Annotated in this window: 28 protein-coding genes; 17 read left to right on the forward strand and 11 right to left on the reverse strand. The window is 68.0% G+C overall.

The features are described 5' to 3' along the window. Positions 1-349 precede the first annotated feature (349 nt). Positions 350-1,159 carry an isoprenyl transferase gene (locus tag EDD41_RS13565; protein ID WP_123576277.1) on the reverse strand — a complete coding sequence of 270 codons (810 nt, stop codon included), beginning with the start codon at positions 1,157-1,159 and terminating at the stop codon, positions 350-352. A gap of 94 nt (positions 1,160-1,253) precedes the next feature. On the opposite strand from EDD41_RS13565, the gene trhA reads away from it, so the two are divergent. From trhA to EDD41_RS13590, 5 genes are all read left to right on the forward strand, one after another. Then, positions 1,254-1,961, forward strand: coding sequence for a PAQR family membrane homeostasis protein TrhA (gene trhA, locus EDD41_RS13570; RefSeq protein ID WP_094765824.1), 708 nt, complete (start codon positions 1,254-1,256; stop codon positions 1,959-1,961). 10 nt (positions 1,962-1,971) lie between these two features. After that, on the forward strand, positions 1,972-3,060 hold the full coding sequence (gene dapE / locus EDD41_RS13575) for a succinyl-diaminopimelate desuccinylase (RefSeq protein WP_123576278.1): 1,089 nt from the start codon (positions 1,972-1,974) through the stop codon (positions 3,058-3,060). Position 3,061: 1 nt separating this feature from the next. Further along, positions 3,062-3,832 carry an LOG family protein gene (locus EDD41_RS13580; protein ID WP_123576279.1) on the forward strand — a complete coding sequence of 257 codons (771 nt, stop codon included), beginning with the start codon at positions 3,062-3,064 and terminating at the stop codon, positions 3,830-3,832. Continuing rightward, positions 3,829-4,173, forward strand: coding sequence for a DivIVA domain-containing protein (locus EDD41_RS13585; protein WP_094765821.1), 345 nt, complete (start codon positions 3,829-3,831; stop codon positions 4,171-4,173). Before EDD41_RS13580 ends, EDD41_RS13585 begins: the two co-directional genes overlap by 4 nt. Positions 4,174-4,261: 88 nt before the next feature. Next, positions 4,262-4,429: a DUF3117 domain-containing protein gene (locus tag EDD41_RS13590; protein WP_094765820.1), complete on the forward strand. Its 168-nt coding sequence runs from the start codon at positions 4,262-4,264 to the stop codon at positions 4,427-4,429. A gap of 81 nt (positions 4,430-4,510) precedes the next feature. On the opposite strand, the gene glgA is transcribed toward EDD41_RS13590, so the two are convergent. Further along, the gene (gene glgA / locus EDD41_RS13595) at positions 4,511-5,713 is read right to left on the reverse strand and encodes a glycogen synthase (RefSeq protein ID WP_094765819.1); all 1,203 of its coding nucleotides are present in this window, start codon (positions 5,711-5,713) and stop codon (positions 4,511-4,513) included. Positions 5,714-5,811: 98 nt separating this feature from the next. On the opposite strand from glgA, the gene glgC reads away from it, so the two are divergent. Continuing rightward, complete coding sequence (gene glgC, locus EDD41_RS13600; protein ID WP_123576280.1) at positions 5,812-7,041, forward strand: glucose-1-phosphate adenylyltransferase; 1,230 nt, start codon at positions 5,812-5,814, stop codon at positions 7,039-7,041. Between the two features lie 68 nt (positions 7,042-7,109). Here the strand turns inward: glgC and EDD41_RS13605 are convergent, their stop codons facing one another. Further along, entirely contained in the window at positions 7,110-7,760 is a 651-nt protein-coding gene (locus EDD41_RS13605; protein WP_245995763.1) for an O-methyltransferase, read from the reverse strand. Between the two features lie 98 nt (positions 7,761-7,858). On the opposite strand from EDD41_RS13605, the gene dapA reads away from it, so the two are divergent. From dapA to EDD41_RS13625, 4 genes are all read left to right on the forward strand, one after another. Then, on the forward strand, positions 7,859-8,782 hold the full coding sequence (gene dapA, locus EDD41_RS13610) for a 4-hydroxy-tetrahydrodipicolinate synthase (protein ID WP_370597016.1): 924 nt from the start codon (positions 7,859-7,861) through the stop codon (positions 8,780-8,782). 130 nt (positions 8,783-8,912) lie between these two features. Then, positions 8,913-9,545, forward strand: coding sequence for an RNA polymerase sigma factor SigE (gene sigE / locus EDD41_RS13615; protein WP_094765817.1), 633 nt, complete (start codon positions 8,913-8,915; stop codon positions 9,543-9,545). 4 nt (positions 9,546-9,549) lie between these two features. Continuing rightward, positions 9,550-10,371 carry an anti-sigma factor family protein gene (locus tag EDD41_RS13620; protein ID WP_123576281.1) on the forward strand — a complete coding sequence of 274 codons (822 nt, stop codon included), beginning with the start codon at positions 9,550-9,552 and terminating at the stop codon, positions 10,369-10,371. A gap of 42 nt (positions 10,372-10,413) precedes the next feature. Continuing rightward, entirely contained in the window at positions 10,414-10,830 is a 417-nt protein-coding gene (locus EDD41_RS13625; RefSeq protein WP_123576282.1) for a sec-independent translocase, read from the forward strand. 15 nt (positions 10,831-10,845) lie between these two features. Here the strand turns inward: EDD41_RS13625 and EDD41_RS13630 are convergent, their stop codons facing one another. The 3 genes from EDD41_RS13630 to EDD41_RS13640 form a co-directional block, all read right to left on the reverse strand. Next, positions 10,846-12,003 (reverse strand): Mrp/NBP35 family ATP-binding protein, encoded by a 1,158-nt coding sequence (locus EDD41_RS13630; RefSeq protein WP_094765814.1) that lies wholly within the window; start codon positions 12,001-12,003, stop codon positions 10,846-10,848. Between the two features lie 70 nt (positions 12,004-12,073). Then, complete coding sequence (locus EDD41_RS13635; RefSeq protein WP_094765813.1) at positions 12,074-12,643, reverse strand: DUF1003 domain-containing protein; 570 nt, start codon at positions 12,641-12,643, stop codon at positions 12,074-12,076. Further along, positions 12,636-13,925 carry a magnesium transporter MgtE N-terminal domain-containing protein gene (locus EDD41_RS13640; protein ID WP_094765812.1) on the reverse strand — a complete coding sequence of 430 codons (1,290 nt, stop codon included), beginning with the start codon at positions 13,923-13,925 and terminating at the stop codon, positions 12,636-12,638. Before EDD41_RS13640 ends, EDD41_RS13635 begins: the two co-directional genes overlap by 8 nt. A gap of 37 nt (positions 13,926-13,962) precedes the next feature. Between EDD41_RS13640 and EDD41_RS13645 the strand changes: the two genes are divergently transcribed. From EDD41_RS13645 to EDD41_RS13655, 3 genes are read left to right on the forward strand one after another with little or no spacing between them, the layout of a single operon-like run. After that, the gene (locus EDD41_RS13645; protein WP_123576283.1) at positions 13,963-14,889 is read left to right on the forward strand and encodes an HpcH/HpaI aldolase/citrate lyase family protein; all 927 of its coding nucleotides are present in this window, start codon (positions 13,963-13,965) and stop codon (positions 14,887-14,889) included. 53 nt (positions 14,890-14,942) lie between these two features. After that, positions 14,943-15,482: a YflT domain-containing protein gene (locus tag EDD41_RS13650; protein ID WP_245995655.1), complete on the forward strand. Its 540-nt coding sequence runs from the start codon at positions 14,943-14,945 to the stop codon at positions 15,480-15,482. Beyond that, entirely contained in the window at positions 15,479-16,114 is a 636-nt protein-coding gene (locus EDD41_RS13655; protein WP_170165390.1) for an SAM-dependent methyltransferase, read from the forward strand. Before EDD41_RS13650 ends, EDD41_RS13655 begins: the two co-directional genes overlap by 4 nt. Positions 16,115-16,140: 26 nt before the next feature. Here the strand turns inward: EDD41_RS13655 and EDD41_RS13660 are convergent, their stop codons facing one another. Together EDD41_RS13660 and EDD41_RS13665 are read right to left on the reverse strand one after the other, a co-directional pair. After that, entirely contained in the window at positions 16,141-17,238 is a 1,098-nt protein-coding gene (locus EDD41_RS13660; protein WP_123576285.1) for a magnesium and cobalt transport protein CorA, read from the reverse strand. Positions 17,239-17,243: 5 nt separating this feature from the next. After that, positions 17,244-18,722, reverse strand: coding sequence for an aminopeptidase P family protein (locus EDD41_RS13665; RefSeq protein ID WP_094765858.1), 1,479 nt, complete (start codon positions 18,720-18,722; stop codon positions 17,244-17,246). A gap of 53 nt (positions 18,723-18,775) precedes the next feature. On the opposite strand from EDD41_RS13665, the gene EDD41_RS16950 reads away from it, so the two are divergent. Genes EDD41_RS16950 through EDD41_RS13690 form a run of 4 tightly spaced genes read left to right on the forward strand, consistent with a single transcriptional unit; the run spans position 18,776 to position 20,944 of the window. Continuing rightward, complete coding sequence (locus EDD41_RS16950) at positions 18,776-19,687, forward strand: acyltransferase domain-containing protein (protein ID WP_170165391.1); 912 nt, start codon at positions 18,776-18,778, stop codon at positions 19,685-19,687. 10 nt (positions 19,688-19,697) lie between these two features. Continuing rightward, a complete protein-coding gene (locus EDD41_RS13680) occupies positions 19,698-20,258 on the forward strand; it encodes a histidine phosphatase family protein (RefSeq protein WP_123576286.1) in 561 nt (186 codons plus the stop codon). Between the two features lie 36 nt (positions 20,259-20,294). Continuing rightward, on the forward strand, positions 20,295-20,516 hold the full coding sequence (gene vapB / locus EDD41_RS13685; RefSeq protein ID WP_170165392.1) for a type II toxin-antitoxin system VapB family antitoxin: 222 nt from the start codon (positions 20,295-20,297) through the stop codon (positions 20,514-20,516). Then, entirely contained in the window at positions 20,513-20,944 is a 432-nt protein-coding gene (locus EDD41_RS13690) for a PIN domain nuclease (protein ID WP_094765804.1), read from the forward strand. The genes vapB and EDD41_RS13690 overlap by 4 nt, the downstream gene beginning before the upstream one ends. On the opposite strand, the gene EDD41_RS13695 is transcribed toward EDD41_RS13690, so the two are convergent. The 3 genes from EDD41_RS13695 to EDD41_RS13705 are packed head-to-tail and all read right to left on the reverse strand — an operon-like array spanning position 20,945 to position 22,853. Beyond that, positions 20,945-21,703 (reverse strand): ABC transporter permease, encoded by a 759-nt coding sequence (locus tag EDD41_RS13695; RefSeq protein ID WP_094765803.1) that lies wholly within the window; start codon positions 21,701-21,703, stop codon positions 20,945-20,947. Further along, complete coding sequence (locus tag EDD41_RS13700; RefSeq protein WP_094765802.1) at positions 21,700-22,557, reverse strand: ABC transporter ATP-binding protein; 858 nt, start codon at positions 22,555-22,557, stop codon at positions 21,700-21,702. Before EDD41_RS13700 ends, EDD41_RS13695 begins: the two co-directional genes overlap by 4 nt. Then, positions 22,554-22,853, reverse strand: coding sequence for a PLD nuclease N-terminal domain-containing protein (locus tag EDD41_RS13705; RefSeq protein WP_123576288.1), 300 nt, complete (start codon positions 22,851-22,853; stop codon positions 22,554-22,556). The genes EDD41_RS13700 and EDD41_RS13705 overlap by 4 nt, the downstream gene beginning before the upstream one ends. Position 22,854 lies beyond the last annotated feature (1 nt).

Raw genomic sequence — 22,854 nt, forward strand, 5'->3', positions numbered from 1 at the left:
AAGCATTTCTACGATGTAGAAAAATTCATCGGGCGTGCCCCTGATTCCTTCCGGATGCGGTCCATCGTGGTGGCGGGGCTTCCCTTCGCCCCGGATTGCAGTCAGGTTGGCCTTGCCTATAGACGAGGGTGAATGCAGTCGGAGAGGCCGTGTGCGCGCTGGGGGAGGGCGAGCTGTGGGAGTGGGCCGGAATGGTCGCGACGGGTGACTGGCCGGGGCGAGGCATGAGGAGGCCATAGATTCTCGCCCGGGTCACTCAAGGCCCAAGAGATGGCGCCTTTGCTGTGCAATTCATAACGTGAATTTGCTGACATTCAGGGTCGCAAAATCGGAACTTTGAGGAATTGATTCAGCGGCCGTATCGACGTTCTCGCTGGCTGAAGGAGCGCAGTGCGCGCAGGAAGTCCACCTTGCGGAAGTCCGGCCACAGGGCCTCGCAGAAGTAGAACTCGCTGTGGGCGCTCTGCCACATCAGGAAGCCGGACAGGCGCTGTTCGCCCGAGGTGCGGATGATCAGGTCCGGGTCCGGCTGGCCCTTGGTGTAGAGGTGCTCGCCGATCTGGTCGATGTCCAGGGTCTCCGCCACCTCGGCCAGGCTGCGCCCCTTGGCGGCCTCCTCGCGCAGCAGTGAGCGCATGGCGTCCCGCAGTTCGTGCCGGCCGCCGTAGGCGATCGCGACGTTGACCAGCATTCCGGTGTTGCCCACGCTCTCCCTGCGGGCGCGCTCCAAGGCCTCGGCCATCTCCGTCGGCAGCAGCGACATGTCACCCACGGCCTGCACTGGCCAGCGCCCGTCGGCCGCGAGATCCGTGACCAGTTCCTCGATCACGCCGAGCAGGGGGGCGACCTCCCCGGCCGCGGCGCGCTTGAGGTTGTCCGGGCTGAGCACCCACAGGGTTACCACTTCGATGCCGGCCTCGTCGCACCAGGTCACGAAGTCCTTGAGCTTGTCGGCTCCGGCGCGGTATCCCGTCACCAGCGGTTGGTCCGGGGCATTCATCCGGGCCCAGCGACGGTTTCCGTCGGCCAGTACAGCGACGTGGCGGGGGAGGCTGTCCTTGTCCAGCTCGGCTGCCAACCGGCTCTCGTAGGTGCTGTAGAGCAGGCCCGACGGGTGCATCCGGTCGAGGGTCTCGGTGATTCGGTCCAGCCTGTTCATGGGGCCAGCCTAGTGTGTGCCGGGGTGCTCTGCGCGGCGCGGAATGTGGACCGCTGGGTCCGACGATGTTGAAACCTACGGTACCGTAGGTTTCATGCAGACCAGGTCCCCCCAAGCCGCCGCCGAGCGGGTGCACGATGCCCTCGACGATCTCGCCGCCGCCGTCAAGCCGCGCCTGCGCGGCTGGCTGCACCAGTTCTTCGCGCCGGTGATGCTGGTGGCGGGAATCCTGGTGGTGGCACTCGCGCCCACCCGCGCCGAGCGGCTGGCCTGCGTCGTCTACACACTCAGCGCAGTCCTGCTCTTCGGCAACTCCGCCTTCTACCACCGGGGCAACTGGACCGACAAGGTGCACGCCGTCTTCCGCCGGGTGGACCACGCGAACATCTTCGTCTTCATCGCCGGCAGCTACACCCCGCTGGCCGTCGCGCTGCTCGAGGGCCGCAGCCGCTGGGTGCTGCTGGGGCTGATCTGGTCCTGCGCCCTGGTGGGGGTGCTCTTCCGAGTCTTCTGGATCCATGCCCCGCGCTGGCTCTACGTCGCGCTCTACGTGGCGATGGGCTGGGCGGCCGTGGGATGGCTGGGCTCCTTCTGGAGCGCCGGTGGTCCGGCCGTCGTGCTGCTGATCGCGCTCGGCGGGGTCATCTACACGCTGGGCGCCGTGGCCTATGGCAGCAAGCGGCCCAATCCTTGGCCACAGACCTTCGGCTTCCACGAGGTCTTCCACCTGTGCACCGTGCTTGCCGCCGTAGCCCACTTCGTCGCCATCTGCCTGGCCCTGTTCGCCCACCACGGCGGCTAGTCTCGGGGCCATGAGTCTTGACCTCGCCCAGCCACTGCCCGACCTGCTGCAGGCCATCGTCGACGTGGAGTCGGTGAGCGGCAACGAAGCCCGGCTCGCGGACCTCGTGCAGGAGGCCCTGGCCACCTGCCCGCACCTGGACGTCGAGCGGCTGGGCAACAATGTGGTGGCCCGTACCCGGTTGGGGCGCTCCCAGCGGGTCGTCGTCGCCGGACATCTGGACACCGTGCCGGTGGCCGGAAACCTGCCCAGTACCCGGGATGACGTGGATGGCGTGGACGCGATCATCGGCCGAGGCACCTGCGACATGAAGGGCGGGGTGGCCGTCGCCCTGCAGCTGGCCGCGGAACTCGCCACCCCTCGGCATGACGTCACCTGGGTCCTCTACGAGAACGAGGAGGTCACGGCGGATCTGAACGGACTGGGGATCATCACCGCGCAGCGTCCGGAGCTGTTGGCCGGGGACTTCGCCATCCTGATGGAACCCACCAGTGCCCTGATCGAGGGCGGCTGCCAGGGCACCATGCGCTTCTGGATCACCACCACCGGAACGGCCGCCCACAGCGCCCGGGGATGGCTGGGACACAACGCCATCCACGACGTGCGCGAGGTGCTGGACCGATTGGCCGGCTTCGAGCAGCGCGAGGTCACGGTGGACGGCCTGACCTACCGCGAGGGGCTCAATGCCGTGCAGATCCGCGGGGGAGTGGCCGGCAATGTCATCCCCGACGAGTGCAGCGTGCACATCAACTACCGTTTTGCCCCGGACAAGACGGCCGAGCAGGCCGAGGCCATGATGCGGGAGCTCTTCGACGGCTTCGACCTCGAGATCGTCGACCTCTCGCCCTCGGCCAGGCCCGGGCTCGACCTGCCCGCCGCCAAGGACTTCGTCGCGGCCGTCGGCGGCGTCCCCGGCCCCAAGTACGGCTGGACCGACGTCGCCCGCTTCAGCGCCCTGGGTGTTCCGGCCGTCAACTTCGGGCCCGCCAATCCCAACAAGGCCCACACCGACGACGAGTTCTGCCCGGTGCAGGACCTGTACACCTGCGCCGATGCCCTGCGTCGCTGGCTCGGCGCCACCGAGCGAGAGGAGGCCTGAGATGGGCAGTCAGGAGCATGAGGCCGTGGACAATGCCCCCGGCCGGGGACGCCACGTCGTCCAGGGTTCCGTGATCCGTCGCAACAACCAGGTGCAGGAGACCACCACCGACCAACGGCTGCTTGCCAGCGCGGGCGACGTGGCGTGGACGCGCACCGACCCCTGGCGCACCATGCGGATCCAGGCCGAGTTCGTGGAGGGTTTCGGCACGCTGGCGGACCTGGGGCCCGCGATCAGCCTGTTCGGATCCGCGCGGACCAGGCCGGACAGCCCGATGTACGCCGCGGCGGAAAGGATGGCCGCACGCCTGGTGGAGGAGGGCTATGCCGTGATCACCGGGGGTGGACCCGGCGTGATGGAGGCGGCCAACAAGGGCGCCGACGAGGCCGGTGGCACGTCGGTGGGGCTGGGCATCGAGCTGCCCTTCGAGGCCTCCATGAACCCCCACGTGAACCTGGGCATCAACTTCCGTTACTTCTTCGTGCGCAAGGTGATGTTCCTCAAGTACGCCCGCGGATTCATCGTGATGCCCGGAGGGCTGGGGACCTTCGACGAACTCTTCGAGGCCCTGACCCTGGCCCAGACCGGCAAGGTGCAGCACTTCCCGGTGGTGCTCTTCGGCGTGGACTACTGGTCCGGCCTGGTGGGCTGGCTGCGGGAACGCTGCCTCGCCGAGGGCTACATCAAGGAGAAGGACCTGGACATGTTCCTGGTCACCGACGACGAGCAGGAGGCCATCGCCCACGCCACCGGGAAGGGGGAGCGGACGTGACCTGGTTGCTTGCCTCGCTGGTCCTCGTCGTGCTGGCCGCCGCTGCGGTGGTCGGCAGTGGACGTTGGGGTGCCATGCCGGACCTCGTCGACGACAGGACTTCCGGCCGGCTGCCGGAGGGGCCCATCGGTGCCCGCGAGCTGTTGGCGACACGGTTCACCGTGGTGCCGCGCGGCTATTCCATGGCGGAGGTCGACGAGTTGCTGCAGCGGCTCGCCGCCCAGCTGCCGCAGGACACGCGACAGGCCGATGACAAGGGGGGCGAGGATTTCACAAGGGCGTCGGATGATGAGGCCTCCACGCCGCGCAGGACCACGGGCCGGGGGCTCTTCGAGGCCTGATCTGGGCCGCCCTCGGGAGGTCGGATCTCCTTTTTCTGTGTTGATGCGGAATAATGGGGTGAAAACGTCGAAGAGATGAGGATGCGCAATGGCTGCAATGAAGCCCCGCACGGGTGACGGCCCCATGGAGGTCACCAAGGAAGGCCGTGGCATCGTGATGCGTGTTCCCGTGGACGGCGGAGGCCGTCTCGTGGTCGAACTCAACGCCACCGAGGCCACCGACCTGCTGAAGTGCCTGCAGGAGGTCGTGGGCTGATCCCGCCGGGATCGTGCACCCCAGAACACCAGCGGCGGACGCCCCCTCGGGGGCGTCCGCCGCTGTCACGTCTGGCGGGGTTCAGGCCTTCGTGGCTCGCTGTGCGTGCCGCGCCGCGGCGGCCTGGTAGACCTCGACGGTCTGCCGGGCGATGGTCTCCCAGCTGAACTTGTCGATGCAGCGCTGGCGGCCGGCAGTGCCGAAGCGGTCGGTCAGCTCCGGATTGCGGGTCAGTTCGTTGATCCGCTCGCCGAAGGTCTTCTCGAAGTTGGCGATGTAGTCGGCGTCGCCGGCCTTGGCCGGGTCGTAGTCCACGAGGTAGCCGGTCTCCCCGTCGACGACGACCTCCGGGATGCCGCCGACCGCACTCGCGACCACGGCGGTCTCCGTGGCCATGGCCTCCAGGTTCACGATGCCCAGCGGCTCGTAGATGCTGGGGCAGGCGAAGACGGTGGCATTGCTCATCACCTGGCGCACGCTGGCGCGGGGCAGCATCTCCTGCACCCAGACGACACCGCCACCACGGGCCGCCTTGAGGTCGGCGAAGGCCTGGTTGAACTCCTCGGCGATCTCCGGGGTGTCCGGAGCGCCGGCCAGCAGGATCAGCTGGGTCTCGGGGTCCAGGTGCTGCGCGGCGCGTACCAGGTGGACCAGGCCCTTCTGGCGCGTGATGCGGCCGACGAAGACCACCGAGGGCTTCGTGGTGTCCATCCCGATCTGCTCGCAGATGTCCGTGCCGTGGTCGGGCTTGAACTCCTCGGGGTCGATGCCGTTGAGCACGACGTGGATCTTGTCCGCCTCCAGCTCCGGGTAGGCGGCCAGGATGCCCTTCTTCATGCCCTCGCTCACCGCGATCACCGCATCGGCGCCGTTGTAGGCGGTGCGCTCCGCCCACGAGCTCATGGCATAGCCGCCGCCCAGCTGTTCGGCCTTCCACGGACGGTCGGGCTCCAGGGAGTGCGCGCTGACGACATGCGGGATGTCCCGGAAGAGGCCGGCCAGGTGCCCGGCGAGGTTGGCGTACCAGGTGTGGGAGTGCACGACGTCGATGTCCTCGGGCAGCGCGGCCACCATGGACAGGTCCGCGCCGAAGACGCGCAGCGCGGCATTGGCTCCGGCGGGGTAGTTCTCCTCGTGTGCCGTGGCTCCCTCGCGCGGCTCGCCCATGCACTGCACGTCGATGTCGATGAACTTGCGCAGCTGCGGCACGAGCTGGGCCACATGGACGCCGGCTCCGCCATAGATGGTCGGGGGGTACTCACGGGTGAGGATCGATACGCGCATGAGGCGACTCTTGCACAGCCGGACCCGGCTCACAATGGACTCTCCCAAATCGGTGGGATGCCTTGTGGAAGACACCGTCTGCGCAATAGGTTCGTGGCATGTCCACAAGACCAAAGGTGCTCTCCATCGTCCTGGCGGGTGGCGAGGGAATACGCCTCATGCCCCTCACCGCTGACCGGGCCAAGCCTGCCGTTCCCTTCGGGGGAACCTACCGTCTCATCGACTTCGTCCTGTCGAACCTTGCGAACTCCGAGATGCGACAGATCGCCGTGCTGACGCAGTACAAGTCGCACTCCCTTGACAAGCACATCTCGCTGACCTGGCGCATGTCGACGATGCTCGGCAACTACGTCACTCCGGTGCCGGCCCAGCAGCGCCTCGGGCCCCAGTGGTACCAGGGCAGCGCCGATGCCATCTACCAGTCGATGAACCTGATCCGGGACGAGAAGCCCGACTACATCGTCGTCTTCGGGGCGGACAACATCTACCGGATGGATGTCAGCCAGATGCTCGACTCCCACATCGACTCCGGCCTGGCCTGCACTGTCGCCGGGATCCGCGTGCCGCGTTCCGAGGCCCACGCCTTCGGCATCATCGATTCGGCAGAGGGCGGCAAGATCAAGCAGTTCCTCGAGAAGCCCGCGGATCCGCCCGGCCTGCCCGACTCCCCGGAGGAGTCCTTCGCGTCGATGGGCAACTACATCTTCACCACCCAGGCTCTGATCGACGCCCTGGAAGCGGATGCGGCCGATCCCAATGCCGGTCACGACATGGGCGGCGACATCATCCCGTCCTTCGTGGCCAAGGGGGAGGCCCAGGTCTACGACTTCCGGGACAATGTCGTTCCCGGCGCCACCGACGAGGACCGCAACTACTGGCGCGACGTGGGCACCATCGACGCCTACCACGAGGCCCACATGGACCTGGTGAGTGTCGTGCCGCAGTTCAACCTCTACAACGACAAGTGGCCCATCTGGACCACCCAGGTCCAGGCCCCGGGCGCCAAGTTCACCATGCGCGGCAATGCGGAGGACTCCATCGTCTCGCCCGGTTGCATCATCTCCGGCGGCGACGTGGACCGCACCGTGATGAGCCCCGACGTGTACATCGAGAAGTGGGCACGGGTGGACCGCTCGATCCTGATGGGTGGCGTGCGGATCGGCCGCAATGCCGTGGTGCACAATGCGATCCTGGACAAGAATGTGATCGTGCCCGACGGCGTCGAGGTCGGTGTCAACCATGACCTGGACCGTGCCCGTGGCTTCACAGTCAGCGACGGTGGCATCACCGTCGTCGGCAAGGGGATCGTGATCCCCCCGGCGCGCTGACCGGAGCAAGCACCAAGGACACCGACGCGGCCCGTCTCCCCTCGGGGAGACGGGCCGCGTCGGTGTCCTCAGGCCTTGATGGCTGCCAGCAGGCCGTCGCCGACCGGCAGCAGCAGGGGAGTGAACTCCTCGGTCTCGGCGACCGCGGCCAGTGCCTCGCGGATGATGACCGTCTCGTCGTCCTCGTTGTCCGGGTCCGCGACGAGGTTCTTCCACAGCGCATTGTTCAGCACGACGACGCCGCCGTGGCGCAGCAGGCGCAGGGCCTGGGCGACGTACTCGACGTACTCGAGCTTGTCGCCGTTGATGAAGACCATGTCGTAGGCGCCGTCGCGCAGCTTGGGCAGCACGTCGAGCGGATTGCCGGCGATCAGGCGGAAGCGGTTGGAGCGGACGCCAGCCTTGGTGAACTCGGCGCGGGCCGCGCTCTGGCGCTCGGGCTCCGGGTCAATGCTGGTGATGATGCCGTCGGTGCCCATGCCCTCGAACAGGGCCAGGCCGGAGACGCCGGTGCCCGTGCCGACCTCGACGATCGCGCGGGCCTGCACCAGGTGTGCCAGAAAGCGCAGGGCGGTGGCGGAGCCATTGCTGATGGGCTCCAGACCGAGCGTGATGGCCTGCTCCCGCGCTTCGCGCAGGAGCTCGTCGGGCTGGACGAAGTCCTCGGCATAGCCCCACGAACGGGTGTCGAGGGCCAGGGGAGTGCTGGAGGTGTGGATGCTGGGCTGAGTCACGCCGCCAAGACTACCGAAAGTCATCATCTCGAGGCGGGTGGGCCTCATGTGCAGGTGCAGGTGCGGCCCCCTAGAATCGCACCATGAGCGATGCAGCCGCGGACATGCCCCAGGACGCCAATGAGGTCATCGAGCCCATCTTCGGACGGGTGACCACCGCGATGGTGACACCATTCGCCGCGGACGGCTCCGTGGACCTGGACAAGGCGCGGAAGCTAGCGGTGCGGCTGGTGGACGAGCAGGCCAATGATGCGCTGATCGTCAACGGCACCACGGGGGAGTCGCCCACCACCACCGATGAGGAGAAGGCTGCCCTGGTCGCCGCCGTCGTGGAGGCCGTCGGGGACCGCGCCCAGGTGGTTGCCGGCGTCGGCACCTTCGACACCCACCACACCATCGCCCTCGCGAAGCAGGCCAAGGACGCGGGCGCCCACGGCGTGCTCGTCGTCACGCCCTACTACTCGAAGCCTCCCCAGCGTGGCGTGCTGAAGCACTTCCTGGACGTCGCCGACGCCACGGACCTGCCGCTGCTGGCCTACGACATCCCGCACCGTGCCGGCGTGCAGATCGAGACCAAGACCCTGATCGCGATGGGCAACCATCCCAACATCGTGGGTGTCAAGGATGCCAAGGGTGATCTGGCGGCCTCTTCGCGCGTGATCCTGGAGAGCAACCTGGCCTACTACTCGGGCGACGACGCCATGACCCTGCCGCTGCTCAGCGTGGGCGGTGTGGGCGTGGTGGGCACATCCACACACTTCACCGGGCGCCGCACCAAGCAGATGGTCGAGGCCTTCCTGGCCGGCCGGGTGGAGGAGGCCCTGGCCCTGCACCAGGCCCTGCTCCCGGTCTACACCGGTGTCTTCGCCACCCAGGGCGTGATGCTGGTCAAGGCCGGCCTGGCCCACCAGGGCTTCGACGTCGGCGGTCTGCGCGCCCCGCTGCCGTCGGCCACGGCCGAGGAGACCGCCGCCTTCGCCGCGATCCTGGACGTTGCCGATCTGTGACCCGGGCGCGGGAACCTTTTGCGGGGGTCCGACGTTGACCGGGTGAGCACTGGTTGCCCACAGCCCCAGCACGGCCTCGGCAGCCACCATGGGAGTCGTCGGACCCGCACCACGGTCACGAAGGGGAGTCATGTTCAGGAGCAGTCGCCAGCAGACGGCCCAGCCGTCGTCGGGCGCTGCCGAGTGGACCCCGCCCACCTGGGAGGAACTCGTCCGTGACCACTCCGAGCAGGTCTACCGGCTGGCCTACCGCCTGACGGGCAATCGTCCCGATGCCGAGGACCTGACGCAGGACGTCTTCGTGCGGGTCTTCAAGTCCATCCACAACTTCACCCCCGGCACGCTCGAGGGGTGGATGCACCGCATCACCACCAACCTCTTCCTGGACTCCGCCCGGCGCAAGCAGCGAATCCGGATGGACCCGATGGCCGAGGCCAGCGAGCGGGTGGCCTCCGGGGAGCTCTCCCCGGGTGAGCTCTACGACGAGGCGAGCATGGATGCCGACGTCGCGGCGGCCCTGGCGGCCCTGGCGCCCGAGTACCGGGTGTGCGTCGTGCTGTGTGACATCGAGGGGCTCAGCTATGACGAGATCGCGCAGGTGCTCGACGTCAAGATCGGCACCGTGCGCAGCCGGATCCACCGCGGCCGTTCCCAGCTCCGGGGGGCCCTGTCGCACCGTCGGCCCACCCCGGACCGGGAACGCTACCTGGGGCTGAGCGCCATCCGCGACGAGGTCGTCGAGCTGCAGTCCGTGGGGCGGTGAGCCGATGGCCCGTCTGACCTGCGCCTCTTGCCGTGCGGACCTGACCGCCTATGTGGACCAGACGCTGCCTTTCGACCGTCGGGAGGCCGTGGCCACCCACCTGCTGGGGTGCCCGCCCTGCCGGGAGGAACTTGCCGGCCTCAATGACCTGCGGCGACTGCTCGGAGGCAGCGCGGCGCAGGCTCCCGCGTCGGTGCCCGGCTCCCTGTCCGATCGGCTGGTCGCCATCGCCGGCGACGATGCGCGCTGTGAGCTGTGGCTGTGCCCGGAACGCGACGGCAACCTGCCGAGCCTCCGCCGGCGTCGACGTGTGCAGGCCCTGGCCCTGTCCACCATGACCGCCTGCGGCCTCCTGGGGGCCGTGGGCAGCGCCTGGCTGATGGCGCCCCAGCTGCCCACGCTGGCACCGTCGGACGTGGAAACACTGGCCACCGGCCTGCCAGTGCGCGCCAGCAGCGCGTCCTCCTCGCACGTGACGGACTGTCCGGGTGGCTTCACCTGCCCGGAGGCGATGGCGGGGATGTCCCTGCTGGCCCGAGAGGTGGACTCCGTGGCCGCTCCGACCCGAGTGACCAGCACCTATGGCGCCGACGGGAACCGTCTGGTCGTGACGCAGCGGATCGGCCGGTTGGAAGGCCAGCAACGCGAGGAGGCGCGGCTGCGCGTCTGGCAGTCCGGCCCCACCGTCTTCTGCGTCAAGGGCAGTACCGCCTTCCACACCGCCCTGGCCACGCAGAACCTGCCCCACGAACAGGAATCATCCGGCGGGGGCCTGCAACGGATCCGCCGGGGCTTCGAGACCCTGACCGGGAGCCGTGGCCGGTGACTCGTTTCGCGCGCTCCCGCGCACCCCACTAGGCTGACCGTCGTGCCCGGCATTCAGGAATGGATCATGCTCGCGGTGCTGGCGACCATCATGTTCGGTCCGGAGAAGATCCCGGAGCTGAGCCGCAAGGCCGCCCGCATCGTCTACTTCCTGCGCAGTGTCGCCAACAACGCCCAGAACCAGCTGCGCGAGGAGTTGGGGCCGGAGTACGCGGACCTGGACATCCGGGACCTGCACCCCAAGACCTTCATCCAGAAGCACATCCTCGACGACGTCCAGCACGACCTGGACGGCATCAAATCGGACCTGTCCGACGTGCGCAGTGACCTGGACGGGAACCTCAAGGACGCCCAGATGATGGGCGAGGACCTCAAGCACGAGCTGGAGTCCGCCCAGGGACATGACGGTGGGGCGTCCAGAGCGGGCGCCGACGTCCCCTTCGACGTCGACGCCACCTGACATCCGGACCCGTCGTCAGACCGGGCTGACGCCCAACTGCTTTCCTGCCAAGCCACGCGTGCGGCCGGCGATGTGCTCGGCCAGTGCCAGCAGAGCCTTGGCCGACGGCTTCTCCGGATCGCTGACGACGATGGGGGCACCGTTGTCGCCACCCTCGCGCAGGTCCTGCTCCAGCGGGATCTGGGCCAGGAGCGGCACTTCATAGCCCAGCCGGTCGCTGAGGGCGTCGGCGGCCTTCTGACCGCCGCCGCTGCCGAAGAGGTCGACGCGGAAGGTGTGTCCGTCACTTGGGCTGGTGACCTCCAGGTGGCTCATGTTCTCCACCACACCGATCACGCGCTGCTGCATGATCGCGGCCATCGTCCCGGCGCGCTCGGCCACCTCGCTGGCTGCCTGCTGCGGGGTGGTGACCACGATCACCTCGGAATTGGGGATCTTCTGGCCCAAGCTCATCGCCACGTCGCCGGTGCCGGGCGGCAGGTCGAGGATCAGGAAGTCCAGGTCACCCCAGTAGACGTCGGCCAGCAGCTGCGTCAGCGCACGGTCCAGGATCGGGCCACGCCAGGCGATCACCTGGTCACGTTCGGGCTTGAGCATGCCGACGCTGATCACCTTCATGCCCATGCTCGGGACGGGCATGATCATGTCGTCGACGGCGGTGGGCTTCGCATCGCCCAGGCCCAGCATGTCGGGCACGGAGTGGCCGTAGATGTCGGCGTCGAGGATGCCGACGCTCTTGCCCATGCTGGCCAGGGCGGTGGCCAGGTTCACCGTCACGGAGGACTTGCCGACGCCACCCTTGCCGGAGGCCACGGCGATCACCTGGGTGAGGTTTCCGGGCTGGGCGAACTGGATCTGGCGCTCGGGTTCTCCACCACGCAGCAGCTGCTTGAGAGCGGCCCGCTGCTCGTCGTCCATCACGCCCATCTGCACCTCGACGGAGCTGACCCCCTCGACGCCCATCACCGCCTTGGTGACCTCGGTGTTGAGGGTGTTGCGCATCGGGCAGCCGGAGACCGTCAACAGGATCCGGACCATCGCGTGGCCCGCGTCGTCGAGGGTGACCTCGTCGACCATTCCCAGTTCGGTGATCGGACGGTGGATCTCGGGGTCGTCCACGGTGTGCAGGGCTGCTCGGATCTTGCCCAGCAGCGGGTTCTCGGCGTCACTCATGTCTCGAGTCTTTTCCTCAGGTTGTCGTATTGCAAATCAGGTCTCGACGGGCTCGGCGATCGGGAGGGGGTCAGCGGCGGGAGTCCTTGCCACGCTGGTCGCGCAGCCAGGAGTCGCGGCGCTGGTCCTTCTGCTCCGAGCCCTCGACGTCGTCCTCGCGTTCCAGCTCCGCGAGGAGTTCGCGCAGGCTGCTGCGCAGCTCTCCCCGGATGTAGTCGCGGGTGGCCATCTCGCCCATGTTCATCCGGATGCTGGCGATCTCGCGGGCCAGGAAGTCCATGTCCGCCCGGCTCTGCGCCGCCACCCGCCGGTCCTCCTCAATGGTCAGGCGGTCACGAGCCTCCTGCCGGTTCTGGGCCAGCAGGATCAGGGGCGCGGAATAGGAGGCCTGGGTGGAGAAGAACAGGTTGAGCAGGATGAAGGGGTAGGGGTCCCACTTGTAGTGCCAGATGCTGACCACGTTGAGCACCACCCAGGTGATCACCACCAGGGTCATCCAGACCAAGAACTTGGCGGTGCCCATGAAGCGGGCCACCCACTCGGCAAAACGGCCGAAGGAGTCACTGTCCAGTTCCACCTTGGGCAGCAACTGTCGTTTGCGGCTGCCGGGGACATTCAGGCGTTCGCGCGGTTCAGCCACGGCTCACCTCACTGGAGTGCGGCTCGTCGTCCTCGCCGTCCATCTGGTTGCCGCGCCAGTCCTCCGGGAGCATGTGGTCAACCAGGTCGTCCACTGCGACGGCGCCGACCAGCTGGTTCTCGGAATTGACCACGGGCGCAACCACCAGGTTGTAGGTGGCGAAGTAGCGGCTGACCTCGGCCAGCGCACTGTGCGGGTGGAGCGGTTCAAGATCATCGTCGAGCATCCCCGAGACCATCACCGACGGGGGTTCGCGCAGCAGGCGTTGGGTGTGCACGATGCCCAGGAAACGTCCTGTGGGGGTGTCCAGCGGCGGGCGGCAGATGAAGACCATCGACGCCAGTGCTGGTGTGAGCTCCTCGTCGCGCACCCGGGCCAAGGCCTCGGCGACGGTGGCGTCGGGGGAGAGGACCACGGGCTCGGGGGTCATCATGCCGCCGGCGGTGAGGTCCGCGTAGATCAACAGGCCACGCACGTCCGCGGCGTCGTCGGGCTCCATCCGCTGCAGCAGGTCCTCGGCCATCTCCGCCGGGAGTTCCTTGATCAGGTCGGCCGCGTCGTCCGGATTCATCTCCTCGAGCACGTCCGCGGCGCGCTCATTGTCCAGCGCGGTGAGCAGCGCCACCTGTTCGTCCTCGGGCAACTCCTCCAGGGCATCGGCCAGCTGTTCGTCGTCCAGCTGTTCCACGACCTCTGCGCGGCGCTCCGGGGCCATGTCGTGCAGCTCACGGGCCATGTCGGCCGGCTTCATGTCGGCCATCTGGGCCACCAGATGGTCGGTGACCTGCTGTGTGGTCAGCACCAGGTTGGGGATCTCGGACCAGCGGACGATGGCGGTGCGGCCCCGTTGCCCGAGCCGGAAACGCCCATTCGCGGGCAATTCCCGCAGGGCGACGTCGGCCACCTCCCACTCGCGGGCGCGGGTGGGTCTCATGGAGACGTCGTAGATGGCGGCCCGGCGGTTCTCCGGGCGGCTGATGGTGCGGTCGAAGAGCTCGTCGATGACGAGTGTCTCGGCATCTCGCTTGCTGAAGCGCCGGGTGTCCACCTGTCCCTCGATGGCCACCTGACTGGCATCCACGGCGTGCACCCGGGGCATCGGCACGAAGATGCGACGCCGGGCGAAGAGCTCCACGACGAGGCCCTTCACGCGCGGCGCCCGGCCCTGCGTGCGCAGCTGGATCACGACATCGCGTACTCGCCCCACCTGGTCGCCGGAGGCGTCGAGCACCGGCAGACCACGGATGCGCGAGATGAAGACGGCGGTAGAGGAGACGCTCACCCGGCCAATCTAACGCGTCGATGGCTAGGGTGGCGGTGTGGACAAAGACGTGACCAGGGCTCGCCGGACCATCCTTGCCGTTCCCGGCTCGAGCGACCGCTTCATTGCCAAGAGTCGTACCCAGCCGGTGGATGCCATATTCCTTGATCTTGAGGACGCCGTGGCGCCCCCGGTGAAGGAGGCATCACGGCAGCGGATCGTCGAGGCACTCAACGACCCGCAGGGCTGGCAGGCGCCCACGGTCACCTACCGGGTGAACGACTGGTCGACGCCGTGGACGACGATGGACATCGTCGAGGTGGTTGGTGGGGCCGGTGCGGAGGTGGACTGCATCGTGCTGCCCAAGGTGACCGACGCGGATCAGGTGAAGGCTCTTGATCTTGTCCTCACCCAGGCGGAGCAGGCCGCGGGCCTGCCGGTGGGCGGGATCGGTCTCGAGCTCCAGATCGAGGAGGCCCGTGGCCTGCTGCACGTTGCCGAGATCGCCGCCGCGAGCGCCCGCACCGAGACGCTGGTCTACGGCCCCGGGGACTGGATGGCCAGCATGGGGATGAAGACGCTGAACGTGGGTTCGCAGCCGCCTGGTTACGTGGGTGATGCCTTCCACCACGTGCAGATGTCGATCCTGGTGGCCGCCCGGGCACACGGCCTGCAGGCCATCGACGGTCCCTTCGTCGGCATTCGTGATCTTGAGGGCTTCAAGACTTCCGCGTCGAGTTCCGCCGCCCTGGGCTACGACGGCAAGTGGGTGCTGCACCCCTCGCAGGTGGAGGCCGGCAATGACATCTTCACCCCGCCGGCCGAGAACGTGGAGCGGGCCCGGCGCATCGTCGGGGCCTATCGCGACGCCACGGCGGAGGCCGGGGGAGCGGTGGGCGCCATCGTCGTCGACGACGAGATGGTCGACGGCGCCGGCCTGGCAGTGGCGAGGGCCACCCTGGCCAAGATCGGCGAGCGGGCCTGAGGAGGCACGGGAAGCCAACCGGTCATGTCGGAGGCTCCCGGTAGTCTGGATCCATGTCTTCCTCCATGCAGGCCGCGTCCAGCGTGATGCCCCTTAAGTACCCGATGTCGGTGGCGGTCTACCCCACCTACGCGGACGCCCAGCGGGCCGTCGACCACCTTGCCGACAACGACTTCCCGGTGCAGGACCTGTGCATCGTCGGCACCGACCTCAAGCAGGTCGAGCGGGTCCTGGGCCGGCGTAGCTGGGGGAGGGTGCTGGCGGAGGGAGCGATGAGCGGCTTCGGCACCGGCCTCTTCTTCGGCCTGATGATGATGGTCTTCATGCCCGCGCTTGGGGCCACGAGCGCCTTCTCCCTGGGCCTGCTGATGGGCATCGGCATGGGCGTGATCACCGCTGGAATGGCCTATGCAGCCAGTGGCGGCCGACGGGACTTCTCGTCGGTCCAGGCGATCGTCGCCACCCGCTATGAGGTGCTGGGTGAGCACACCGTGGTGAATCGGGCACGCCAGATGCTCGGGCAGAACCCCGTCGCGCAGCCGGCCCCGACCCAGTGGCCGCCGACCCCCAGCGATCCCCAGGAGCACGCGTGAACGAAGAGCTGCACAAGTTCTGGAATGACCGCTACTCCCATCCCAACTACCTGTTCGGCTACCGCCCCAATGACTTCCTGGTGAGTGCCGAGGTGATGCTGCGCCGCGGCTCCCGCGTGCTCGTGCTGGGCGACGGGGAGGGGCGCAATGGCGTCTGGCTCGCCAAGCAGGGTCATCGGGTGACCACCGTGGACCTCTCGGAGGTGGGCGCTGCCAAGGCCCACGCCCTGGCAGCGGAACGCGACGCCAGACTCGACATCCAGGTGGCGGACCTGGCGGACTGGATCCACACCCCGGCAGCCCAGGGTCCATGGGACGGCATCGTGTCGATCTTCTGCCACCTGCAGCCCGAGCTGCGGCGCAGCATCTCGGAGGCCTTGACCCCGCAGCTGGCACCGCTGGGGAAGTTGATCATGGAGGCCTACACACCGGCCCAGCCCTCGATGGGGTCTGGCGGACCGGTGGACGAGGCCGTCCTGATGACCCGCCAGAAGGTGCTCGACGAATGGCCCGGGCTGGAGCTCGACGTCCGGATGACCGAGCGTCGCATCTTCGAGGGCATGGGGCACCAGGGGCTCAGCTCCGTCCTGCAGGTGCTGGGGATGGCCCCTCGACCAGCTCGGGGAGCGTGAAGGGGCAGGATCGGGGAGCGTAGCGGCTAGATCCAACGGCGTTGGCGAAAGACGAACCAGCACCCCAGCATGCCGAGAACCATGATCGACAACACCACGAAGTAGCCGTACTGCGTGTGCAGCTCCGGCATGTTGTCGAAGTTCATGCCGTACACGGCGCCGAGCGTGGTGGGGAAGGCCAGGATTCCCAGGATGGCGGACAGGCGTCGCATGTCCTGGTTGTCCTCCAGGCTGATCCGCGCCATCCCCGCCTGCAGGATGGTGGACAGCACCTCGTCGAAGGACAGGATCGCTTCACGCGAATCCGTGTGGTGGTCGGCGACCTCGCGGAAATAGGCGCGGGTGTCCTCCGGGATGACGGGATAGCTTCGCGTCGACAGCGCCAGCAGGGGAGCGGCCAGTGGCACCACGGAACGCTTGAACTCGATCAGCTCACGCTTGAGGTTGTAGACACGGTCCACCTCCTTGGTGCCCTGCCGGGAGAAGATGTCCTCCTCCACCTCGTCGATGTCGATCTCGAACTCGCCGACGACGGCCATGTACTCGTCGACGACGCGGTCGAGGATCTTGTAGAAGACATAGGCCGGACCCACCTCGAGCTCGTCGGGGTGACGCTCCAGTTGCCGGCGCAGGCTGCGCAAGGGTGTGTTGTCCCCGCGGCGGACGGTGAGCAGGAAGTTCTCGCCGACGAAGACCATGATCTGACCGGTGGAGACGATCTCCGAGGTCTCCGTCACGGCCTCGTGGTCCACATATGCCACGGTCGAGATCACGCAGAACAGGGTGTCGTCGAACTGCTCGAGCTTGCTGCGGGTATGGCCCTCGACGGCGTCCTCGATGGCCAGCGGGTGCAGGTCGAACTGGCGGGCAAAGCTCGCCATGTCCTCGTCGGTGGGGTCCTTCAGGCCCAACCAGACGAAGCCCTCGCTCTCCTTGGCGCGCTCGGTGGCCACCTCCAGGCTGTCGACGTCGGCCTTCACCCCGTCGACATACAGGGCCCATGCCTGGACCGAGTCCGGCGTGGTGGCCCACTGCCGGGCCTGGCGCCGGGCAGCGGGACGGGGGCGGGTGGTGACCCGCACCGTGGGGCGCAGGACGGGGATGTGGCGACGCTGGTCCGGCATGGCTCTCAGCCCGCCCGGGTCTCGCCGAGCAGACCCGCCATCCACTCCTCCACGTCGGCCGCGCTGCGCGGCAGCATGGCCGAGAGGTTCTCGTTGCCGTCCTCGGTGATCAGGATGTCGTCCTCGATCCGCACGCCGATGCCGCGCATCTCCTCGGGGACCAGCAGGTCCGTGGCCTTCAGGTAGATCCCGGGCTCGACGGTGACCACCATTCCCGGCTTCAGGACTCCGTCGCGGTAGTCCTCGCGCAACGCCTGGGCACAGTCGTGCACGTCGATGCCCAGGTGGTGGCTGGTGCCGTGCACCATCCAGCGGCGGTGCTGGCCACCGTCCTCGCCCATCGACTCCTCGGGGGTGACGGGCAGCAGGCCCCACTGGTGCAGGTGCTTGCACACCACGGCGATGGAGGCGGCGTGGATGTCGGAGAACTTCGCGCCGGGCTTCGCGGCGGCGATCCCGGCCTCCTGGGCCTCCAGGACCGCGTCGTAGACCTTGCGCTGGGCCTCGGAGAAGCGGCCGTTGACCGGCAGGGTGCGGGTCACGTCGGCGGTGTACAGGGTGTCGAGTTCGACGCCGGCATCCAGCAGCAGCAGGTCCCCGTCGCGCAGGTCCCCGTCATTGCGGATCCAGTGCAGCGTGTTGGCGTGGTCACCGCCAGCGGCGATGGAGTCGTAGCCGACGCCATTGCCGTGGTGACGGGCGTGCAGGCCGAAGACGCCCTCCACCCAGCGCTCGCCGCGGCCACGCTCCACGGCCTCCGGCAGGTCTCGCACGACGGCCTCGAAGCCGACGGCGGTGGCCCGGCAGGCCTCCCGCATCTGGTCGGCCTCGAAGGGATCCTTCACCAGGCGCATGGTGGACAGCTTCACCTCGAGGGCCTGGTCCATCTCCTGGGCCTCGGCGCAGCCCTGGCGGACCTGGTCCACCCGTGCGGTGATGGCTTCGTCGGCCGCCCGCAGCACCCGGATCTGGGTGGATCCCGCATTCTTCTCCAGCGCGGCCTGAAATTCGCTGACCGGCGCGCAGTCCAGGCCGGTCATGGCCCGCATCTCCGCCAGGCTCTCACGCTGTCCCACCCACATCTCGCCATAGCGGGCATCGGCATAGAACTCGGGGTCGGTGCGCGGGACACGCGGCTTGAAGTACAGGGTGGCCTGGTGTCCGGCGTCGGTGGGTTCCAGCACCAGCACGGCGTCTGGTTCGCGGTCCGCGCCCAGCCCGGTCAACCACGCGAAGGCAGAATGCGGGCGGAAGACGTAGTCGCAGTCGTTGCTGCGGACCTTGGGGCCGCCGGCGGGAACGACCAGCCGTTCACCGGGGAAGGCCTCGGCGAGGAGGCGCCGCCGCTCGACGGCGGGAATGCTGGCCGGCAATCGCTCGGGCATCTGGTCGGAATAGGGAGCCCAGTGCGTCGGAATGAACTCGCGGAAGGCCTCCGAGAAGGGGGTCTGCCGGTTAGGAAGCTTCGGCTGCTCTTCGCTCATCATCATCTCCGCATCGTCGAACTGGGCACCAGAGGCATTCTAGGCTTCTGTCCATGATCCTGCGCGACAGCCTCCTGGACCCACGCCTCGCCGACGAGCTGAATCTGCTCGCGCTGCGCGAGGAGGACCGTGACACCGTCGTGCACTGGGTACGCGAGGTTGCCGCCCACGGCGATGATCTTGCTCGGGTGGAGGTGCTGCTCGATCGGCTGCGGGCGCGGGTGGGTGACCCCGCATCGCGGGAGGTCGTCTTCGAGCTGTGCGACACCGAACACCGGTTGGGCCGGGGAGTGCTACCGCTGCTGGCGCTGGTGCTGACGGCACCGGCCGTGCGAGAGGAGCACGCCCGGCGGGACATCCCGTCGCAGGTCAGCGACGCCAGCCTTGCCGATCTTGGCCAGCAGGTGTGGAAGGACCGGCAGGTGAACGGTTCCACTGGACTGCACAACCAGGTCTGGCTCACCCGCGTGTGGTCCGGACAGCTGTTGAAGCTGGGGCGTCTGCAGTTCGAGCTGACCCGCTCCCATGTCGGGATGCTGGAGAGCCCGGTCCCGGTGCTCGACATCCACATCGACGAGTCCGGCCCGCTGTACCCGCAGGAGGTCGACGACTCGCTGCGCCAGGCCGCCACCTTCTTCGAAGATCATTTCCCCGAGGTGGGGCCCATCGACTGGTTCACCTGCCGGTCATGGCTGCTGGACCCCGGTCTGGCCTGGCGGATGCCGGACAGCAACCTGGCCGACTTCGCCCGTCGCTTCACGCTCTGGGAGGTGGAGGAGAAGGACCGCGACGCCCTCTACTTCGGTTTCGGGATGGAGCCCGCGGTGGGCGCCGGGCGCCCGGATGATCTTGCTGCGCTGCCGGCCGACACCAGCCTGCGGCGTGCCGTGATCGAGCTGTGGCGCGACGGGGAGCACGCGATGTTGTGCAGTGGGCGCATTCCGGTGATCAGTGGCCTGATCTAGGGTGGGGGCCATGACCGAGCTCTATCTTGTGCGCCACGGCGAGACGGCCTGGAGCAAGTCCGGCCAACACACCTCCGTCACGGACCTGGACCTGACCGACCATGGCGTCGAGGAGGCGATGGGTCTGCGGAGCAAGCTGGATCCGGCGGACTTCGGCCTGGTCCTGTCCAGCCCCCGCCTGCGTGCCCGACGCACGGCCGAGCTGGCCGGCTTCACCAATTCCGAGATCGACGAGAATCTGGCCGAGTGGTCCTATGGCGACTACGAGGGGATGACCAGCCGTCAGATCCGGGAGCAGGTGCCCGGCTGGCGGATCTGGACCCACCCCATGCCCGGCGGCGAGACCCGCACCCAGGTGATCGACCGGCTCAGCAAGGTGGTCGAGCGGGTACAGGCCTCCGGCGTGGAGCGGGCGATCTGCTTCAGCCACGGCCACGCGTCACGGGTGCTGGCGCTGTGCTGGCTGGGGATCGACATCGCGCGCGGCCAGTCCTTCCCGCTCGACACGGGCGCCGTGTGCGTCCTGGGTCACGAGAAGGAGTCGCCCGCCATCGTGCGCTGGAATGCCTGAATGATATCATTCGATATCATTGGACTGGGAGGCAATGTGACCGACATTCTCATCCGTGCAGTTCCCGCCGAGCAGGTGGCGGCCATCGACGAGCTGGCTAAGGGGCTGGGACTCTCGCGCAATGATTTCCTGCGCCGTGAGGTGCAGCAGGTGGCCGGTCGTCGCGCCGTGCGTGTCACCATGAAGGACCTCGAGGACTTCTGCGCGATGTCATCCGGCCTTGGCGATGAGGACATCATGCGCCAGGCCTGGTCATGACTCGGGACGTGGATCGAGGCTATTTGCTCGACAAGTCCGCACTGTGGCGGCTCGCCACGCACCCAGACGTCGAGCAGTGGTTCTCGCTCATCCAGCGCCGCCTCATGAGTGTTTCGACGCTGACCTTGCTCGAAGTGGGCTTCTCGGCGCGCAACGGGGCTGATCACCGACAGCTGCTTGGCTCGCCGATTGTCTCGTCCATGCCGGTTGAGAACATCTTGCCGGCCATGGAGGATCGCGCCCTCGAGGTGCAGCGGATGTTGGCCGACCGAGGTCAACATCGTGCACCCTCCGTGCCTGACCTGCTCATTGCGGCAACTGCCGAATTGCTCGGGCTCCAGGTGCTCCACCTCGACAAGAACTTCGATCTGATTGCCGAGGTCACCGGACAGCCCATGCGGAGGCTGGACCAGGCTGGCGCCGACTGATCAGATTTCGCGACGGCCCAGCACGCGGACGGCCAACGCCAGCAACAGCGCGGTGACCACGACGGCGGAGGCCACCGGCCACAGCACCTGGACGGGGTCGCCCGCGCCGGCACGGACGGCCAAGCCGGGCAGGCCGACGACGCTGTTGCGGGCCAGCGGCCCCCACAGGCCCAGCAGCGAGATGACTATGAGGCTGGCGAGCCCCGCGCCGGCGGCTCCCAGCGTCGACGGGAGCGCCGAACTGGCCAGCAGGGCCACCGCCAGACAGCAGGCGGCCGCCGCCAGCCAGAGCGCCGTGGCCCGCCAGAGCGGAACGGCTTGGACGCCGTCGAAGAGAACCTCGGTCAGGCCCCAGGTCACCATGGTGCCCAGCGCCGTGGCCGCCGCGACGAAGACCATTGCCGCGGTGAACTTGGCCAGCACGAAGGCCGTGCGGGAGACGGGCTTGGTGAGCACCAGCACCGCGGTGCCCTGCGCCACCTCGCCGCAGACCAGGCCGGCCATGCTGACCAGGATGACCAGCAGGATGGTGGGGGAGAGGTTCTTGGTCCACTGGGACCACGAGTCCCAGAAGGTGGGGGCTGGCATGCCCTTGGCGGCGTCGGGCCCCAGCACGCTGGACATCAGCTCGCGGCTGAGTTTGGCCGACGCCGGGCCGGAGAGCGCATTGAAGATCAGGAAGCCCGGCAGTACCCAGATCCGCCAGGTGCGCAGGATCTCGCGGAATTCCTTGCCCAGCAAGGCGGTGAAGCCGTTCATCGGTGTTCTCCGTTCACCAGGGTGAGGAAGACGTCCTCCAGGTTGGCCTCGGCGGCCACGACGGGTCCAAGATCAACGCCGGCCTGCGCGGCGATGCCGGGCAGCAGCTCCTGGAAGCGCGCGCGGGCCTGTTCACTGCCGCTGGCCTCGACGGTGATCCGGTCCTGGGCCCCGGAGCGGGCGAGCAGTTCGTGCAGGGGCGCCTGGGTGAGCACATGCCCGTCGCACAGGATGGCCACCTCGTCGCAGACCCGTTGCACGTCGGCCAGGATGTGGGTGCTGAACAAGACCGTCGTTCGGCCGCGCAGGGAGTTGATCATGTCCAGCACCTCCTTGCGCCCTGCCGGGTCCAGGGCGGAGGTGGGTTCGTCGAGGATCAACAGTCGCGGCGCATTCATCAGTGCCTGCGCAATGCCCAGGCGCTGCTTCATCCCCCGGGAGTAGCCGCCCACCTTGTGCTGGACGCCTTCCAGACCGGCCATGGCGAGCAGGGCGGCGCTGCGTTCGGCGATCACGTCGTCGGACAGGCCGAAGAGCTTGCCGGTGAAGCGCAGGAACTCGGGGGCGGTCATCCACGGGTAGAAGCCGGGCACGTCGGGCAGGTAGCCCACCTGGTGTCGAAGATCATTTCCCGCCGCTGTCACGTCCTGGCCGAAGATCTCCGCGCGGCCCGAGGTGGCCCGCGCCAGGCCCAGCAGGATACGGATGGTGGTGGTCTTGCCCGCACCATTCGGCCCCAGGAAGCCGAAGATGCTGCCCTCGGGCACGTCGAGGTCGACGTCGTCGAGGGCGGTCTTGTCCTTGAAGCGCTTGCCAAGTGCTTGAACTCGCACGGCGGGGGTGGCGGTGGTCACCTCTTGTCCGTGCCGTAGAGGGTGTCGACGGCGCGCTGCTGCTGGCTGGCCCACTCCTGGACGGGTGCGCTCTGGGTCACGGGGCCTGGGCGACGGCCGGCGACGAACCAGGCGATCGGGCCGATTCCGTTGGCCAGCAGGATGATCAACAACCACGCCACGCGGGGCAGGCTCAGCCGTTCCGCGGGGGTGCGCGCCCAGGAGATGAGAGCGACGATCCACAGCAGTACCTGGACGGCCCCGACGACCAGTACCACGGTCTGCATGGTGGGGGAGAGCTGGTTCCAGTCGGTCATG

It is taken from the genome of Luteococcus japonicus (genome assembly GCF_003752415.1).
Taxonomy (GTDB): Bacteria; Actinomycetota; Actinomycetes; order Propionibacteriales; family Propionibacteriaceae; genus Luteococcus; species Luteococcus japonicus.

What these genes read in the sequence shown, in the direction of transcription:
- EDD41_RS13565 (WP_123576277.1), bottom strand. Translation starts at nt 1,159, where the DNA reads ATGAACAGGCTGGACCGAATCACCGAGACCCTCGACCGGATGCACCCG.
- trhA (WP_094765824.1), top strand. Translation starts at nt 1,254, where the DNA reads ATGCAGACCAGGTCCCCCCAAGCCGCCGCCGAGCGGGTGCACGATGCC.
- dapE (WP_123576278.1), top strand. Translation starts at nt 1,972, where the DNA reads ATGAGTCTTGACCTCGCCCAGCCACTGCCCGACCTGCTGCAGGCCATC.
- EDD41_RS13580 (WP_123576279.1), top strand. Translation starts at nt 3,062, where the DNA reads ATGGGCAGTCAGGAGCATGAGGCCGTGGACAATGCCCCCGGCCGGGGA.
- EDD41_RS13590 (WP_094765820.1), top strand. Translation starts at nt 4,262, where the DNA reads ATGGCTGCAATGAAGCCCCGCACGGGTGACGGCCCCATGGAGGTCACC.
- glgA (WP_094765819.1), bottom strand. Translation starts at nt 5,713, where the DNA reads ATGCGCGTATCGATCCTCACCCGTGAGTACCCCCCGACCATCTATGGC.
- glgC (WP_123576280.1), top strand. Translation starts at nt 5,812, where the DNA reads ATGTCCACAAGACCAAAGGTGCTCTCCATCGTCCTGGCGGGTGGCGAG.
- dapA (WP_370597016.1), top strand. Translation starts at nt 7,859, where the DNA reads ATGAGCGATGCAGCCGCGGACATGCCCCAGGACGCCAATGAGGTCATC.
- sigE (WP_094765817.1), top strand. Translation starts at nt 8,913, where the DNA reads ATGTTCAGGAGCAGTCGCCAGCAGACGGCCCAGCCGTCGTCGGGCGCT.
- EDD41_RS13620 (WP_123576281.1), top strand. Translation starts at nt 9,550, where the DNA reads ATGGCCCGTCTGACCTGCGCCTCTTGCCGTGCGGACCTGACCGCCTAT.
- EDD41_RS13630 (WP_094765814.1), bottom strand. Translation starts at nt 12,003, where the DNA reads ATGAGTGACGCCGAGAACCCGCTGCTGGGCAAGATCCGAGCAGCCCTG.
- EDD41_RS13650 (WP_245995655.1), top strand. Translation starts at nt 14,943, where the DNA reads ATGTCTTCCTCCATGCAGGCCGCGTCCAGCGTGATGCCCCTTAAGTAC.
- EDD41_RS13660 (WP_123576285.1), bottom strand. Translation starts at nt 17,238, where the DNA reads ATGCCGGACCAGCGTCGCCACATCCCCGTCCTGCGCCCCACGGTGCGG.
- EDD41_RS13665 (WP_094765858.1), bottom strand. Translation starts at nt 18,722, where the DNA reads ATGAGCGAAGAGCAGCCGAAGCTTCCTAACCGGCAGACCCCCTTCTCG.
- EDD41_RS16950 (WP_170165391.1), top strand. Translation starts at nt 18,776, where the DNA reads ATGATCCTGCGCGACAGCCTCCTGGACCCACGCCTCGCCGACGAGCTG.
- EDD41_RS13680 (WP_123576286.1), top strand. Translation starts at nt 19,698, where the DNA reads ATGACCGAGCTCTATCTTGTGCGCCACGGCGAGACGGCCTGGAGCAAG.
- EDD41_RS13690 (WP_094765804.1), top strand. Translation starts at nt 20,513, where the DNA reads ATGACTCGGGACGTGGATCGAGGCTATTTGCTCGACAAGTCCGCACTG.
- EDD41_RS13695 (WP_094765803.1), bottom strand. Translation starts at nt 21,703, where the DNA reads ATGAACGGCTTCACCGCCTTGCTGGGCAAGGAATTCCGCGAGATCCTG.
- EDD41_RS13705 (WP_123576288.1), bottom strand. Translation starts at nt 22,853, where the DNA reads ATGACCGACTGGAACCAGCTCTCCCCCACCATGCAGACCGTGGTACTG.